Origin of the sequence: Serratia sp. S4, assembly GCF_000347995.1 — a bacterium.
GTDB lineage: Bacteria > Pseudomonadota > Gammaproteobacteria > Enterobacterales > Enterobacteriaceae > Serratia > Serratia quinivorans.
In genome coordinates this window covers 196,520-210,638 of the sequence record NZ_KB661120.1, presented here as the reverse complement: position 1 = coordinate 210,638, position 14,119 = coordinate 196,520, and the positions used below count along the sequence as shown (strand labels likewise).

Here is a 14,119-nt window from a genome sequence, read left to right as displayed (position 1 = left end):
GCGGCCTTTTTGCCACCTACAATACGGAGAACAACAATATGCGGACTCAAGTCAAAGCCCTGCTGACAGGGATTATCCTGGCCACCTCAATGGTCAGCGCCGCACAGGCTGCCGACAAGGTGGTGATCGCCCACCGTGGCGCCAGCGGTTATCTGCCGGAACACACGCTGCCGGCGAAGGCCATGGCCTACGCGCAGGGTGCAGACTTCCTCGAGCAGGATCTGGTGATGACCAAGGACAACGAGCTGGTGGTGTTGCATGACCACTACCTCGATCGCGTCACCGACGTAGCCGAACGTTTCCCAGACCGCGCGCGCAAAGACGGCCGCTATTACGCCATCGACTTTACCCTGCCGGAAATCAAATTGTTGAAGTTCACCGAAGGCTTCGAGATTGAGAACGGTAAAAAAGTGCAGGGTTACCCTGGCCGTTTCCCGATGGGCAAATCCGATTTCCGCGTCCATACCTTCCAGGAAGAGATCGAGTTTGTGCAGGGCCTGAACCATTCAACCGGCAAGAACATCGGTATTTACCCGGAAATCAAAGCGCCATGGTTCCACAAGCAGGAAGGCAAGGATATTTCCAGCAAAGTGCTGGCGGTGCTGAAGCAGTACGGTTATACCGGCAAGGGTGACAACGTTTATCTGCAATGTTTCGACGCCAACGAGCTGAAACGCATTAAAACCGAGCTGGAACCGAAGATGGGCATGGATCTGAAGTTGATCCAACTGATCGCCTACAACAAATGGCAGGAAACCTACGAGCAGAAGGCCGACGGCAAGTGGGTGGAATATGACTATGACTGGATGTTCAAGCCGGGCGCGATGAAGCAGATTGCCCAGTATGCCGACGGCATCGGGCCGGACTACCACATGCTGGTGGTGGCGGAGAAATCCAAACCGGGCAAGGTAGTGCTGACCGAGATGGTGAAAGAAGCCCATGCCAACAAGCTGGCGGTGCACCCTTTCACCATCCGTGCGGATGCGCTGCCGGACTACGTGACCAACGTGAATCAACTGTATGACGTGATTTACAACCAGGCAGGCGTTGACGGCGTGTTCACCGACTTCCCTGACAAGGGCGTGCAATTCCTGCAAAAGCAGGGCCAGCACAAGTAATACCGATTGGGGCGCCGCGAGGCGCCCCGTTCATATCAACCCAGGAACATCTTGCGCAGGTAGTGCGGCACCGCGTCATCGACGTTGGAGCCGATCACTTCCAGCTCCGGCAGCTTGTCTTTCAGCCGCTGGTGCGCGTCGCGCATGATGCAGCCCTTGCCGGCCATCGACAGCATTTCCAGGTCATTCATACCGTCGCCGAAGGCAATGCACTCTTTCAGCGTATAGCCGATGATCTTGGCCACCTCTTCCAGCGCATGGCCTTTTGACACGCCACCGGCCATGACTTCCAGGCAGGTTGGGAACGAGAAGCTGACGTTAACCCGATCGCCCCAACGCGCATTGATGGCATCTTCCAGCGGCAACAGCTTTTCATGATCGTCACAGGTGAAGTACACCTTGCAGACGCCATCGGTTTCCAGCAGGCCCGGCTCGAACAGTTGATACTGGAAGACGGACTCCTGAAAGAACTCTTTCTGCTCCGGACTTTCGCGGTTAATGAACCAGTCGTCATTACGATAAACGTTAGTGGTGATGTCCGGATCGTTATGCAGCATGCCGTAGAGATCGCGGGCAATGTCTTCGGCCAGGTTATGGCTGAAAATCAGCTCGCCGTCGGTGTTGTGCACGCGAGCGCCGTTGGAGGTGATCATAAAGGCGCTGATCTCGAGGTTATCGCGGATCTGCGCAACGTCGATATGATGACGGCCGGTAGCAAAGACAAAATGTACACCACGCTGGGTCAGCAGCTTCAGTGTCTCTTTGGCGTAAGGGGACAGAGTGTGGTCGGGTGACAGCAGCGTGCCATCTAAATCGGAAGCGACGACGTGATACATAGCGGTAATTTCTAACCTCTAATGGTGTGGTCGGCGGTTGGGGTACCACCTAAGTGATGAGCAAAGAAACGCAGGATTGCGCTCAATGCTTCGGCGCGCATCGCGTCCCGCTCAAACAGGATCTCATGCCGTGCGCCTTCGATAACCTGCGGTTTTCCCCCTTCACAGGGATGTCCCGCGTCTGACAATGCCTGACAAAAAGCCTGATGAGAACGGTTGTCGACCACCCGATCCTCACCGGCCTGCAATAATAATAGCGGCGTGGTGATTTTAGCCGCCTGGGCGATGATTTCTCGTCCCGCCTGCAGGCTTTCCCGTACCCAGTGGTAGGTTGGCCCCCCCACCTGCAACTCGGGATAATCGGCGTAATAACGTAAACAGCGACGATAGCGCTCACGGCTGTGGGTCAACACGTTGACCACATAGGGTAGCGGTCGCCACTGGCCGGTCCCTATCGCATAGTAATCGCGCACCTTCGGGTGTTTCTCCGTCCAGTTCAGTATGCGGTTGGCCATCCAGCCCGGCATCGGCAAATAAATACCGAACATCGGTGCACAAAACGCAACAGCGTCAAATGCCTGTGGCTGGCGGGCCAGAAACTGCGCCAGGATCGCACCGCCCATCGAGTGAGCCAAGGCAAAGTGCTGCCGGTAACCCAGTGGCACCACTTCCTGCTGATAAAACTGGGCGAAGTCATCAACGTAATCGGCAAAGTTTATCACATGACCACGGTGCATATCAGTCAGCAAACGGCCGGAACGGCCCTGCCCGCGATGATCCAAAATCATCACGTCATAGCCGCAATGGAACAGATCGTAGGCAACCTCGGGATATTTAATATAACTTTCGATACGACCGGGGCTTACCACCACCACCCGCTGATGGCGAGAGGAACTGAAACGCACAAAACGGATGGGTACGCCGCCGACACCGCTGAACTCACCCTCCTCACGCTGCCGCCAAAAGTCCAGCAGCGGTCCCGTGGCGAAAGCAGCAAACTGCTTTTCACGCGTTAACCAGTCATCAGTGCTGAGAGTAAACGACGTCATCAAATGCTTTTCCCTGAGCCGCCAGCGGCAAAAATGTGACCTCTGGCACAAGAAATAATACTAGCGTATTGTGATTCAATTCTTACAAAAACCGAACCATTTTGGCACATATTGGCCATTGGCGCTTTCAGGGAGTACCTCAATGACCTTGGACTGGTGGTTAACCTACCTGCTGACAACCCTAATCCTCAGCCTGTCACCCGGCTCCGGGGCGATCAATACCATGAGTACCGGTATCAGCCATGGTTATCGTGGCGCTGCGGCGTCTATTGCCGGCCTGCAGGTCGGGCTGAGCCTGCATATCGTGCTGGTGGGTATTGGTTTGGGTGCGCTGGTGTCGCAGTCACTGTTGGCGTTTGAAATGCTGAAGTGGTTCGGCGCCGCCTATCTGGTCTGGCTTGGCATTCAACAATGGCGCGCTGCAGGTGCGCTGGACTTGCATACGCTGGCAGGCACTATGCCGCGTCGCCGTCTGTTCCGCCGTGCGGTGCTGGTCAATCTGACCAACCCGAAAAGCATCGTGTTTCTGGCCGCACTGTTCCCACAGTTTATTTTGCCCAACCAACCGCAGGCCGAGCAGTACCTGGTGCTCGGTATCACCACCGTGGTCGTGGATATTTTTGTCATGATTGGCTACGCCACGCTGGCCACCCGCATTGCCGGCTGGCTGAAAACACCACGCCAGATGCAGTTGTTGAACCGTATTTTCGGTTCACTGTTTATTCTGGTGGCCGGGCTGCTGGCTACGGCCAGAAAGGCATAATGCAAAAGGGCCGAACATGGCAGTTCGGCCCTCAAAATCTGTGCGGCAGTGTTTAGCGGGTAAAGATCAGGTGTAAACCAAAACCGGTAAACAGCACGCCCGCCAGTCCGTCTATCCACTTGGCCAGCCGTTGATAACCGCGGCGCATGGTCGGCAATGCAAACACCACCGCCACCAGGCTGAACCAGACAAAAGTCTCGGCGATGATCAGCAAGAACAAGCCCCAGCGTGCACCGGCCCCGACGTCGTCACCCACAAACAGTGAAAACACGCTGCCGAAATAGATAACCGCCTTCGGGTTGGACAGGTTGGTCAGAAAACCGCGGATAAAGCTGCGCCCAGGCTTCGGCAAGGCCACTTTCACCTCCGCCGCAGGCACCGACTGGGCATTTTGAGAACGGGCGGAGCGCAACAGTTGCCAGCCCATCCAGCACAGGTAAATCCCACCGCCAACCATGATAATTTGGTGCAGCCAGGCCATTTTTTGCAGGATCAGATGCAGGCCCATCAAGGCTACGCCCGCCCACACCACGATACCCAGTGAAATACCCAGCACGCCCATCATCGCCTCACGGCGCGAGCGGCTGGCGGCAGTTTGCGAAACAAAAAAGAAGTCCGGCCCCGGGCTCATCAGCGCAATCAGGTGCACCAGCGCCACGGTCAGAAACAGCATCAGCATGATTTATTGCCCTTAATCTTCGTCATTATCGAGGTGATCGCGGATCATCGCCATAAACGGCGCACCAAAACGCTCCAGCTTGCGCTGACCGACACCGTTAACGCTTAACAGGTCGCCGGCCTTGATAGGCATCTGCTCCGCCATTTCCAACAAGGTGGCATCGTTAAACACCACATAAGGCGGGATATTTTCTTCGTCGGCAATCGATTTTCGCAACTTGCGCAATTTGGCAAACAGTTTGCGATCGTAATTGCCGCCGTAGGACTTTTGATTACTGCTGCTGCGGGCCTTCAGGCTCTGGATGCGCGGTACCGCCAGTTGCAGCTCCAGCTCACCCCGCAACACCGGGCGCGCGGCCTCGGTCAGTTGCAGCGCCGAGTGCATGGCAATGTTCTGGGTGATAAAGCCCAGGTGGATCAACTGACGCAGCACGCTGGTCCAGTGTTCGGTGGTCTGCTCGCGACCAATGCCGTACACCGGCAGTTTCTCATGTCCGTATTCGCGGATACGCTGGTTATTGGACCCGCGCAGTACCTCGACAATGTATCCCAGCCCGAAACGCTGGCCGACGCGATACACACAGGACAACGCCTTGCGCGCATCTTCCAGCCCATCGTAACGCTTGGGAGGATCCAGGCAGATATCGCAGTTGCCGCAGTTCTGGTGTTTACCTTCGCCAAAATAGTTGAGCAGCACCAAGCGGCGGCAGGTTTGCGCTTCGGCAAAAGCCCCCATGGCGTTCAACTTATGGCGCTCGATATCCAGTTGCTGCCCGGCAGGCTTTTCCTCCAGACAGCGGCGTAGCCAGGCCATATCGGCCGGGTCATACAGCAGGATCGCCTCGGCCGGTAAGCCGTCACGCCCGGCGCGGCCGGTTTCCTGATAATAAGATTCGATATTGCGTGGAATATCAAAGTGCACCACAAAGCGCACGTTGGGTTTGTTAATGCCCATGCCAAAGGCGACGGTGGCGACCACCACCTGTAAATCGTCGCGCTGGAACGCTTCCTGCACCTGCGCGCGGCGGTCGTTGTCCAACCCGGCATGATAGGCTCCCACGCTCAGCCCACGGCTTTGCAGGCGGGCAGTGGTGTCTTCGACCTTGGCGCGGCTGTTGCAGTAAATGATGCCGCTTTTGCCACGTTGGTCCTGCACGAAACGCCACAATTGGTCGAGCGGCTTGAATTTCTCCACCAGCGTATAGCGGATGTTTGGCCTGTCAAAGCTGCTGACCTGCACCAGCGGATCCTGCAGCGCCAGCAGGCGCACGATATCGCCACGGGTCGATTCATCAGCTGTCGCGGTCAACGCAATCACCGGCATATCAGGGAAACGTTGCTTCAACAGCCCCAATGCACGGTATTCAGGCCGGAAGTCGTGACCCCACTGCGAAATACAGTGCGCTTCATCCACCGCCAACAAGGCCGGCGGATTACCGCCGAGCTGATCGAGGAAACTGTCCATCATCAGCCGCTCGGGGGCGATATACAGCATTTTGATCTGGCCGCTGCGGCAACCCGCCATTACCTCGAGCTGCTGCTCACGCGTTTGCGTTGAGTTATAGCAGGCAGCGGCGACGCCATAGGCCAGCAGTTGATCGACCTGATCTTTCATCAGCGAGATCAACGGGGAAACCACTAACGTCAGGCCATCCATCACCAGCGCCGGGATTTGGTAACACAACGATTTACCGCCACCGGTCGGCATAACCACCAGGCAATCCTGCCCGCCGATCGCCGTGTTGATAATCGTTTGTTGACCCGGTCGGAATTGCTGGTAGCCGAAGGTATCGCGTAATACCTGCTCGGCCAGCAACTCTTTGTTTATCACTGCTGCGGTTGACACACACTTCCCCATTTTTTGCTGCGATACGCCGCCTTTATGACGGCCGGATTACATAATATCGTTAAGCATGACACCAACGCCAACCCGTGTCTGCCGGAAGTTGTAATCAATCAAAGATTCGCCGTAACCGCTGAACACCTGAGTGTAGAAACGCACGTGCTTGCTGATCGGGTAGCTCCAGCCTAATTCCGCGCCGCCATAACCGCTGTTCCAGTTGTAGTGGCTGTCGACACTGAACACGCTGTCACCCCAGGCATAACCCACTTTCAGACGGTAATAGCCCATGTATTTGGTGATGTCCGGGTTATCGTCACTGCTGTCGCTTTCCGAAAAGCGGAACCAGGGCTTGAGATCCACCTGCCAGTTGCCGTTTTGTGCCATAAAGCGCGCATAACCCCGGTTCCAGCTGCGTGAAGTGGGATCAGAACGGCCGTTGGACTGGTGATTCAAGCCCACTTCAACGTCACGCAGCGTCCAGCCGGCGAAGCTATAATCGGTCGCCCACCCCAGGAACACCTGCGGTTCGTAGTTGGTCTCACGGAACGGGGATGACTCACTGTGGTTGGAAAGCTGCCACCAGGAGCGCTGAGTATAAGACGCGCCCAGCACCGAGTTATCACCGGCAATGCCACGCCACAGTGGGAACGCCAGGCTGAGTTGGAATTTGACCTCGTCCTTGCGGGCATTATCGGCCCAGTTATAGGACTGGATGGCCTCTTTGTTGATATTGCTGGTATCTGTATACAGCACATAGTTGGTGTCATACGGATACAGCGTGAATGGGTTGTCGTGATCCTGCAGCATATTGGCAATAATGCTGCCGCGCACCGCCGGTTTATCATGAATTTGCTGCTCTTTGGCTTCTTCCGCCTGAGCCAGCGGAGCCGCCGCCAGCGTGGCCAAAATGAACCCTGACAAAATGCGCATAACGTTCCTCACTCCAACAAAATTGACAAATTCTGAAATAAAAACAGGCTATCTTACACACAAAGAGAGTTTTACAGCAGTGCGGCGTGTATTTATTGGATTAGTCTGGAAAGCAACAAAATATAGGCATAATATCAACAAACAGTTAACCTGGACTGACCAGTTAGCTTCCCCTACTACACAGAAAAGAATGGGTATTTATGTCTACCACACCACTAACACTTGAAGCCGCCCGCCAGAAAATTGGCGAAATCTTTGTTTATCACATGCCGTTTAACCGCGAGCTGGGCCTGGAACTGCGCCGCTTTGACGACGACTATGTGGAGCTGAGTTTTACCAACCAACCCAAGCTGGTGGGTAATGCCGCCCAGAAAATTCTGCACGGCGGCGTGATCGCCTCGGTGCTGGACGTAGCCGCCGGGCTGGCGTGCGCCGGCAGCGTGTTAATGCGTCTGGATCCGTTGATCGAAGAAGAAGTCGCTACTCGTCTTTCCCGCATGGGAACCATAGATTTGCGCGTTGATTATCTGCGCCCTGGCCGTGGCGAGCATTTCGTCGCCGCCGCCAGCGTATTGCGCAGCGGCAATAAAGTCGCGGTCGCCCGCGTCGAACTGCATAATCACGATGGCCTGCATATTGCCAGCGCTACTGCCACCTACCTGGTCGGGTGATTGTGTGCGGTGAGCGTCTTAAGTACACTCACCGCATCTCCGTTTTACCCATCTGAGTAACGTCATGGACGCACAGCAAACGCGGCAGGGCATCTTCTTTGCTCTGGCCGCCTATTTTATTTGGGGCATCGCCCCTGCCTATTTCAAGTTGATCCAACAGGTGCCTGCCGATGAGATCCTCACCCATCGGGTGATTTGGTCGTTCTTCTTTATGCTGGCGCTGATCACTCTCGGACGTAACTGGTCACAGGTGCGGGCCGCCTGCCACGACCGTAAGCGGCTGTTGCTGCTGGCGGTGACCGCGTTGCTAATCGGTGGCAACTGGCTGCTGTTTATCTGGGCGGTGAATAACCACCATATGCTGGAAGCCAGCCTGGGCTATTTCATTAATCCGCTGGTGAATGTGCTGCTGGGGATGTTGTTCCTGGGCGAACGCTTCCGTCGGATGCAATGGCTGGCGGTGGCACTGGCTTTCGCCGGCGTCCTGATCCAGCTATGGCAGTTCGGTTCACTGCCGATTATCGGTCTGGGGCTGGCATTCAGCTTTGCCTTCTACGGCCTGCTGCGCAAGAAGATCGCCATCGACGCGCAGACCGGCATGCTGATCGAAACCCTGTGGCTGCTGCCGGTAGCGGCCGCCTATCTGTTCCTGTTCGCCGACAGCCCGACCAGCCACCTCGGTGCCAATGCCTGGTCGCTGAACCTGTTGCTGGTGGCCGCTGGTATCGTCACCACCATACCGCTGCTGTTCTTTACCGCTGCGGCTACTCGTCTGCGCCTGTCGACGCTCGGCTTCTTCCAATACCTCGGCCCCACGCTGATGTTCCTGCTGGCCGTGACTTTCTACGGTGAAACCGTCGGGCAGGACAAACTGGTCACCTTCGGCTTTATCTGGGCGGCGCTGCTGCTGTTTATCCTCGACGCGCTCTACACCCAGCGTAAACTGCGCTGAGGTCAGAGCTAGGTTGAGGCCGGCGTGGCGTGGTTGGAAATAAACCGCGCCATCGCCGGCCCCGTCAGCAGAATAGTGAACAGCCGCAGTGTCTGCATCGCCATCACAAAAGACATGTCTACCCGGCTGCCGGCGGCAATGATCGCCACGGTATCCAATCCGCCTGGGCTGGTCGCCAGATAGGCGGTCATCAGGTCTACTGGCAGAAAGTGCGTCAGCATCCACGCCAGCAGGCCACAAAACAGCATCAGCGCGACGATCGACACCACCATCTGCGGCAGAGTCCGCAATGCCAGTAGAAATATCGGCCGGGTAAAACGCAGCCCGACGCTCCAGCCAATCAACGTATAAGCCAAGGCCAGTAGCCACTCTGGTATCTGCAGCGCCATCGTGCCGCTGGAATGCAGCGTCGCACCGATGATCATCGGCAACAACAGCGCGCCGGACGGGATACGCAGCCGAGGCCCCAACCAGGCACCGACCATGGCTACGCCCAGCGTCGCCGGAAAGCGCCAATCCAGCGACGGGAACCATTCCAGCGCCGCACTGCCGTGCCCTGCCTCATCACCCAGCCCAATGCGGGCCACCATCGCCGCTGCGGTCGCGACAAACAGTACCCGCAGATACTGCATAAATGCCACCAATCGAACGTCTGCACCGAAATCCCCGGCCATGGCTACCATGGCCGACGCTCCGCCGGGCGACGAGCCCCAGGCACCGGTCGGCCCGGGCAGGCCACTAAAGCGCACCAGGCACCAGCCGGAAATGCCACTGGCCAGCAGCGTGGCGATCAGCACCAGCAGCACCAGCGGCCAGTCATCGAGTAACGGCGTGAGAATAGCGGGAGAAAGGCTTTGTGCAATCATGCAGCCCAGCACCGCCTGCGCAGCGATAAACAGGTAGCCGGGAATGCGCACCGTGGCGCCCAGCAGCCCCATGGCAACGCCGACAATCATCGGCCCCAGCAACAGCGCAGCGGGAATATGGAAGGTTTGCAGGCCAAATCCCAACACCAGCGAAGCCAGCAGCAGGATTGACCATTGAATCAAGCGGGGGAACTTCTCCATCAAAACGCGCGCCTTACAGACAGATAAGCTGAGGGAGCATTCTAACCCTATTTAGCAGGCTAAGCGTTGGCCAACGGCAGAAATATCGGGCGAACAGGTTCGCCCGTCAGCTTACAGCCAGTTCTTGCGTTTGAAGTACAGATAAGGGGCCAGCCCCGCCAGGATCATCAGGCTGATGGCGCCGGGATAACCGAACGACCACTTCAGCTCCGGCATAAACTCAAAGTTCATCCCGTAGCTTGAGGCCACCAGCGTTGGCGGCAGGAACACCACCGAAACCACCGAGAAGATCTTGATGATGCGGTTCTGTTCGATGTTGATAAAGCCCATCGCCGCCTGCATCAGGAAGTTGACCTTCTGGAACAGCGATTCGTTGTGCGGCAACAGGGATTCGATGTCGCGCAGCACTTCACGCGCCTGCTCCAACTGCCCCGTCGGCAAACGAGCCTTACGCACCAGGAAGTTCAGCGCCCGTTGGGTATCCATCAGGCACAGACGGACCTTCCAGCCGATATCTTCCAGTTCGGCCAGCGTCGACAGCGCCTCGTCGTATTCATCGCCCTGATGGCCTTCCATGATTACCCGGCTGAGCTTTTCCAGATCGCTGTAGACGTTTTCGATCTCGTCCGCCAACTGCTCAATCTTGGTTTCGAACAGATCCAGCAACAGCTCGTAGGCGTTGCCGTCAACCATCGTCAGATTACGGGCACGCATGCGATACAGGCGAAACGCCGGCAGTTCACGCTCACGCAGGGTATACAGGCGGCCATCGCGAATGGTGAAAGCCACGGTGGAGTTGCCGGCATGGTCTTCCGCATCTTCAAAATAGAAAAAGGAGTGAATATGCAGACCGTCTTCGTCTTCGAAGAAACGCGCGGAAGCTTCGATATCGTCCAGCTCCGGGCGTGTCGCCAGGCTTTGGCCCAGCTCGTTTTGCACGCGCTCACGTTCGCCTTCTTCCGGCTCAACCAGGTCAACCCACAGTGACGTAGTGAGGTCATCGGAGTCATCCAACTCCAGACGGGACAGGCGGCTGTTATCTAATTTAAACGCGCTTAGCATCTGCTAAAACTCCCTTGGGGTGACAGGGGTAAACAACGCGTGGAAGCACAGAAACAGGGGGATGTTGTATCACCAGCTTGTTTCAGACCATGTAAGGATCTGACTCATAGCGACACTGAAGAGGTCGCCGACAACCACGAAGGCTATCAGCTCAATGGGATAGCCTTAGAAGTTGCACCTGTTGTTGTCCAGGTCAGTGAGCCAGTATCTACTGGGTGTGTCCAAGGCGTATGTCCTCATTGATAATAGTGCGCGCATGTTACGCCGAGAAGAAAAAGTCTGTCAACCGGTTAGGTCCGATAATTGCGCAACAATTCATCGCTATAACCGATGGGGGAAATCAGCAAAATCGGCGATAAAGGGTAACGAAAAAGCTGCGACGATCTCTGACCACTCGCAAGAATGTTGCTAAGATTAGGCCACGATAAGCTTGCGGACTTTACCGATGAAACAAATTACCGCCCACGACCTGACCGCCATGAGTGAACAGGCCGCTAAAGTGGCACGCCTGCGCGCGCACCGTACGTTACACGAAGAGTTGAGCGATCCGGTGCAGCGACTGGCAATTGCCATGGAACCCGGCACCTATATCCGCCCCCACCGCCATCCGCAAACCTGGGAGCTGCTGACCCCGCTGCGCGGCCGCTTTGTGGTGCTGCAGTTTAACGAGGACGGCGTCGTCACCCAGCGCACCCTGCTCGGCGAAGAAACCAAAGTGCTGGAGATGCCGGCGTTTACCTGGCATGCCGTGCTGTCGGTTGATCCGGGTGGCGTGGTATTCGAAGTGAAGCAAGGGCCTTATCAGGCGCTGTCGGAAGAAGACTGCATGCCGTGGGCACCGCAGGAAGGGGCCGAAGGCACCGAAGCGGTGATGCGTTGGTATGCCACCGCGCAGATCGGCGATCGCTATACCCATACTGTTTGATATCAACATAGGGGCGATAACTCGCCCCTGCCGGCACCGGGTTTACACCGCCTCCAGGCGGGCGTAAGCGGCCACCAGCCACTTGATGCCTTCACCCGGGAAAGCAATCTGCAGCCGGCTGTGTTCGCCGCTGCCTTCCAGATTGACGATAGTCCCTTCGCCAAACTTGGGGTGGCGCACTCGCTGGCCCAGCTTGTAACCGGTGTCGTTTTCGCTGATCGGCGTGCCCATGCGGCGGTGATTCGCCGGCCGTGAGACGCTGGCACGCAAACGCACTTCTTCCACACACTCCTCCGGCAGTTCGCCGATGAAGCGTGAAGGCCGGTGATAAACCTCTTTGCCGTACAGACGACGGGTTTCGGCATAGGTCAGCGTCAGTTTCTGCATGGCGCGCGTCAACCCAACGTAGGCCAGGCGGCGCTCTTCTTCCAGCCTGCCGCCTTCGTCCAGCGACATTTGGCTCGGGAACATCCCCTCTTCCATGCCGACGATAAACACCTGCGGGAACTCCAGCCCCTTGGCCGAGTGCAGGGTCATCAACTGCACCGCGTCCTGATAGGCATCGGCCTGCCCCTCGCCCGCTTCCAGCGCAGCATGTGACAGAAACGCCTGCAGCGGCATCAGATCCTGATCTTCATCCTGATAGCTGTACTGGCGCGTTGCCGTCACCAGTTCCTCAAGGTTTTCGATACGTGCCTGACCTTTTTCGCCCTTCTCCTGCTCATACATGATGAACAGCCCCGAATCGCGGATCACCCGATCGGTCTGAACGTGCAGTGGCATATCGGCGGTTTCGTGCGCCAGTGAGTCCACCAGCTCGGTAAAGCGTTGCAGCGCAGAGGCCGCGCGCCCGGCCAGCACCTTGTCCTGCAACAGTGCACGGGTGGCCTGCCACAGGGTCAATTGACGATCGCGGGCCGTACGACGCACTTCGTCCAGCGTCCGGTCACCAATGCCACGCGTCGGCGTATTCACCACGCGTTCGAACGCAGCATCATCGTTGCGGTTGGCGATCAGCCGCAGGTAGGCCAGGGCATCCTTGATCTCCTGACGCTCGAAGAAGCGCTGCCCACCGTAGATACGGTAAGGCATCGCCGTTTGCAGCAGCGCCTCTTCCAGCACGCGTGACTGGGCATTGCTGCGATAAAGGATGGCGCAATCATTCAGCGCACCGCCGTTTTCCTGCCAGGATTTGATACGGCCCACTACGAAGCGCGATTCATCCAGCTCGTTGAAGGCACAGTAGACTGAGATAGGCTCGCCTTCGCCGCCCTCGGTCCACAGATTTTTCCCCATGCGTCCGCCGTTGTTGGCGATCAGGGTGTTGGCCGATTTCAGGATATTGCTGGTCGAACGGTAGTTCTGTTCCAGAAGTACGCTTTGCGCACCGGGGAAATCCTTAAGGAAACGTTGGATATTCTCCACCTGAGCGCCGCGCCAACCGTAGATCGACTGGTCATCGTCGCCGACGATCATCACGTTGCTGTTATTGCCGGCCAGCAGGCGGATCCAGGCGTACTGAATGCTGTTGGTATCCTGAAACTCGTCCACCAGCACGTTGGTGAAGCGTTCGCGGTAATGATTGAGGATATGCGGCTTGTTCAGCCACAGCTCATGGGCACGCAGCAACAGCTCGGCAAAGTCCACCAGCCCGGCGCGATCGCAGGCTTCCTGGTAGGCCTGGTAGATACGCAGCCAGGTCGCTTCCACCGGGTTGTTGTAGGTTTCAACGTGCTGCGGGCGCAGGCCCTCATCTTTTTTGCCGTTGATGTACCACATTGCCTGACGCGGCGGCCATTGCTTTTCGTCGATATTCAACGCTTTGACGATACGCTTGAGCAGGCGGAACTGGTCGTCACTGTCGAGGATTTGGAAATCCTGCGGCAGGTTTGCATCCAAATGATGAGCGCGCAGCAGCCGATGAGCCAGGCCGTGGAAGGTACCAATCCACATGCCGCCCTGGCTGGTGCCAATCAGGTGTTCGATACGGTGGCGCATTTCCGCCGCCGCCTTGTTGGTGAAGGTCACCGCCATAATGGAATACGGCGAGCAGTTCTCTACCGCCAGCAGCCAGGCGATGCGATGCACCAGCACCCGGGTTTTACCGCTGCCCGCGCCGGCCAGTACCAACAGGTTGCCACGTGGCGCCGCCACCGCTTCGCGTTGTTTTTCATTCAGGCTGTCGAGCAGATCGGAAACGTCCATAGGCACCATTAATTGGTAAG

General features: G+C 57.1%; 13 protein-coding genes. 5 read left to right on the top strand and 8 right to left on the bottom strand.

The window, feature by feature from the left end:
- Window positions 1-38: 38 nt before the first annotated feature.
- Window positions 39-1,118 (top strand): glycerophosphodiester phosphodiesterase, encoded by a 1,080-nt coding sequence (gene glpQ / locus SERS4_RS0101605; RefSeq protein ID WP_017891279.1) that lies wholly within the window; start codon window positions 39-41, stop codon window positions 1,116-1,118.
- Window positions 1,119-1,153: 35 nt separating this feature from the next.
- Here glpQ and yigL read toward each other — a convergent pair whose 3' ends face one another.
- Both yigL and pldB read right to left on the bottom strand, forming a co-directional pair.
- A complete protein-coding gene (yigL, locus tag SERS4_RS0101600) occupies window positions 1,154-1,954 on the bottom strand; it encodes a sugar/pyridoxal phosphate phosphatase YigL (RefSeq protein WP_012004668.1) in 801 nt (266 codons plus the stop codon).
- Between the two features lie 11 nt (window positions 1,955-1,965).
- Window positions 1,966-3,003 (bottom strand): lysophospholipase L2, encoded by a 1,038-nt coding sequence (pldB, locus tag SERS4_RS0101595; protein ID WP_017891278.1) that lies wholly within the window; start codon window positions 3,001-3,003, stop codon window positions 1,966-1,968.
- A gap of 142 nt (window positions 3,004-3,145) precedes the next feature.
- Between pldB and rhtB the strand changes: the two genes are divergently transcribed.
- The gene (rhtB, locus tag SERS4_RS0101590; protein ID WP_017891277.1) at window positions 3,146-3,766 is read left to right on the top strand and encodes a homoserine/homoserine lactone efflux protein; all 621 of its coding nucleotides are present in this window, start codon (window positions 3,146-3,148) and stop codon (window positions 3,764-3,766) included.
- Window positions 3,767-3,818: 52 nt separating this feature from the next.
- Here the strand turns inward: rhtB and rhtC are convergent, their stop codons facing one another.
- From rhtC to pldA, 3 genes are read right to left on the bottom strand one after another with little or no spacing between them, the layout of a single operon-like run.
- A complete protein-coding gene (gene rhtC / locus SERS4_RS0101585) occupies window positions 3,819-4,445 on the bottom strand; it encodes a threonine export protein RhtC (protein WP_017891276.1) in 627 nt (208 codons plus the stop codon).
- A gap of 12 nt (window positions 4,446-4,457) precedes the next feature.
- Complete coding sequence (recQ, locus tag SERS4_RS0101580; protein ID WP_017891275.1) at window positions 4,458-6,290, bottom strand: ATP-dependent DNA helicase RecQ; 1,833 nt, start codon at window positions 6,288-6,290, stop codon at window positions 4,458-4,460.
- 48 nt (window positions 6,291-6,338) lie between these two features.
- Entirely contained in the window at window positions 6,339-7,217 is an 879-nt protein-coding gene (pldA, locus tag SERS4_RS0101575) for a phospholipase A (RefSeq protein ID WP_012004663.1), read from the bottom strand.
- A 200-nt stretch (window positions 7,218-7,417) separates the two neighbouring features.
- On the opposite strand from pldA, the gene SERS4_RS0101570 reads away from it, so the two are divergent.
- Complete coding sequence (locus SERS4_RS0101570) at window positions 7,418-7,888, top strand: thioesterase family protein (RefSeq protein ID WP_012004662.1); 471 nt, start codon at window positions 7,418-7,420, stop codon at window positions 7,886-7,888.
- Window positions 7,889-7,952: 64 nt separating this feature from the next.
- Window positions 7,953-8,840 carry an EamA family transporter RarD gene (rarD, locus tag SERS4_RS0101565; protein ID WP_012004661.1) on the top strand — a complete coding sequence of 296 codons (888 nt, stop codon included), beginning with the start codon at window positions 7,953-7,955 and terminating at the stop codon, window positions 8,838-8,840.
- An 8-nt stretch (window positions 8,841-8,848) separates the two neighbouring features.
- Here the strand turns inward: rarD and SERS4_RS0101560 are convergent, their stop codons facing one another.
- On the bottom strand, window positions 8,849-9,907 hold the full coding sequence (locus tag SERS4_RS0101560; protein ID WP_012004660.1) for an AbrB family transcriptional regulator: 1,059 nt from the start codon (window positions 9,905-9,907) through the stop codon (window positions 8,849-8,851).
- Between the two features lie 111 nt (window positions 9,908-10,018).
- Window positions 10,019-10,969 carry a magnesium/cobalt transporter CorA gene (corA, locus tag SERS4_RS0101555; RefSeq protein WP_012004659.1) on the bottom strand — a complete coding sequence of 317 codons (951 nt, stop codon included), beginning with the start codon at window positions 10,967-10,969 and terminating at the stop codon, window positions 10,019-10,021.
- Between the two features lie 445 nt (window positions 10,970-11,414).
- On the opposite strand from corA, the gene SERS4_RS0101550 reads away from it, so the two are divergent.
- Window positions 11,415-11,894 carry a WbuC family cupin fold metalloprotein gene (locus SERS4_RS0101550; RefSeq protein WP_012004658.1) on the top strand — a complete coding sequence of 160 codons (480 nt, stop codon included), beginning with the start codon at window positions 11,415-11,417 and terminating at the stop codon, window positions 11,892-11,894.
- Between the two features lie 42 nt (window positions 11,895-11,936).
- On the opposite strand, the gene uvrD is transcribed toward SERS4_RS0101550, so the two are convergent.
- Window positions 11,937-14,099, bottom strand: a complete 2,163-nt coding sequence (gene uvrD, locus SERS4_RS0101545) for a DNA helicase II (protein WP_026142152.1) — start codon at window positions 14,097-14,099, stop codon at window positions 11,937-11,939.
- Window positions 14,100-14,119 lie beyond the last annotated feature (20 nt).

Excerpts from the sequence above, each read along its gene's own strand:
- pldA (WP_012004663.1), bottom strand. The coding sequence starts at position 7,217 with ATGCGCATTTTGTCAGGGTTCATTTTGGCCACGCTGGCGGCGGCTCCG.
- pldB (WP_017891278.1), bottom strand. The coding sequence starts at position 3,003 with ATGACGTCGTTTACTCTCAGCACTGATGACTGGTTAACGCGTGAAAAG.
- corA (WP_012004659.1), bottom strand. The coding sequence starts at position 10,969 with ATGCTAAGCGCGTTTAAATTAGATAACAGCCGCCTGTCCCGTCTGGAG.
- rarD (WP_012004661.1), top strand. The coding sequence starts at position 7,953 with ATGGACGCACAGCAAACGCGGCAGGGCATCTTCTTTGCTCTGGCCGCC.
- rhtB (WP_017891277.1), top strand. The coding sequence starts at position 3,146 with ATGACCTTGGACTGGTGGTTAACCTACCTGCTGACAACCCTAATCCTC.
- yigL (WP_012004668.1), bottom strand. The coding sequence starts at position 1,954 with ATGTATCACGTCGTCGCTTCCGATTTAGATGGCACGCTGCTGTCACCC.
- SERS4_RS0101570 (WP_012004662.1), top strand. The coding sequence starts at position 7,418 with ATGTCTACCACACCACTAACACTTGAAGCCGCCCGCCAGAAAATTGGC.
- glpQ (WP_017891279.1), top strand. The coding sequence starts at position 39 with ATGCGGACTCAAGTCAAAGCCCTGCTGACAGGGATTATCCTGGCCACC.
- rhtC (WP_017891276.1), bottom strand. The coding sequence starts at position 4,445 with ATGCTGATGCTGTTTCTGACCGTGGCGCTGGTGCACCTGATTGCGCTG.
- SERS4_RS0101550 (WP_012004658.1), top strand. The coding sequence starts at position 11,415 with ATGAAACAAATTACCGCCCACGACCTGACCGCCATGAGTGAACAGGCC.
- uvrD (WP_026142152.1), bottom strand. The coding sequence starts at position 14,099 with ATGGACGTTTCCGATCTGCTCGACAGCCTGAATGAAAAACAACGCGAA.
- SERS4_RS0101560 (WP_012004660.1), bottom strand. The coding sequence starts at position 9,907 with ATGGAGAAGTTCCCCCGCTTGATTCAATGGTCAATCCTGCTGCTGGCT.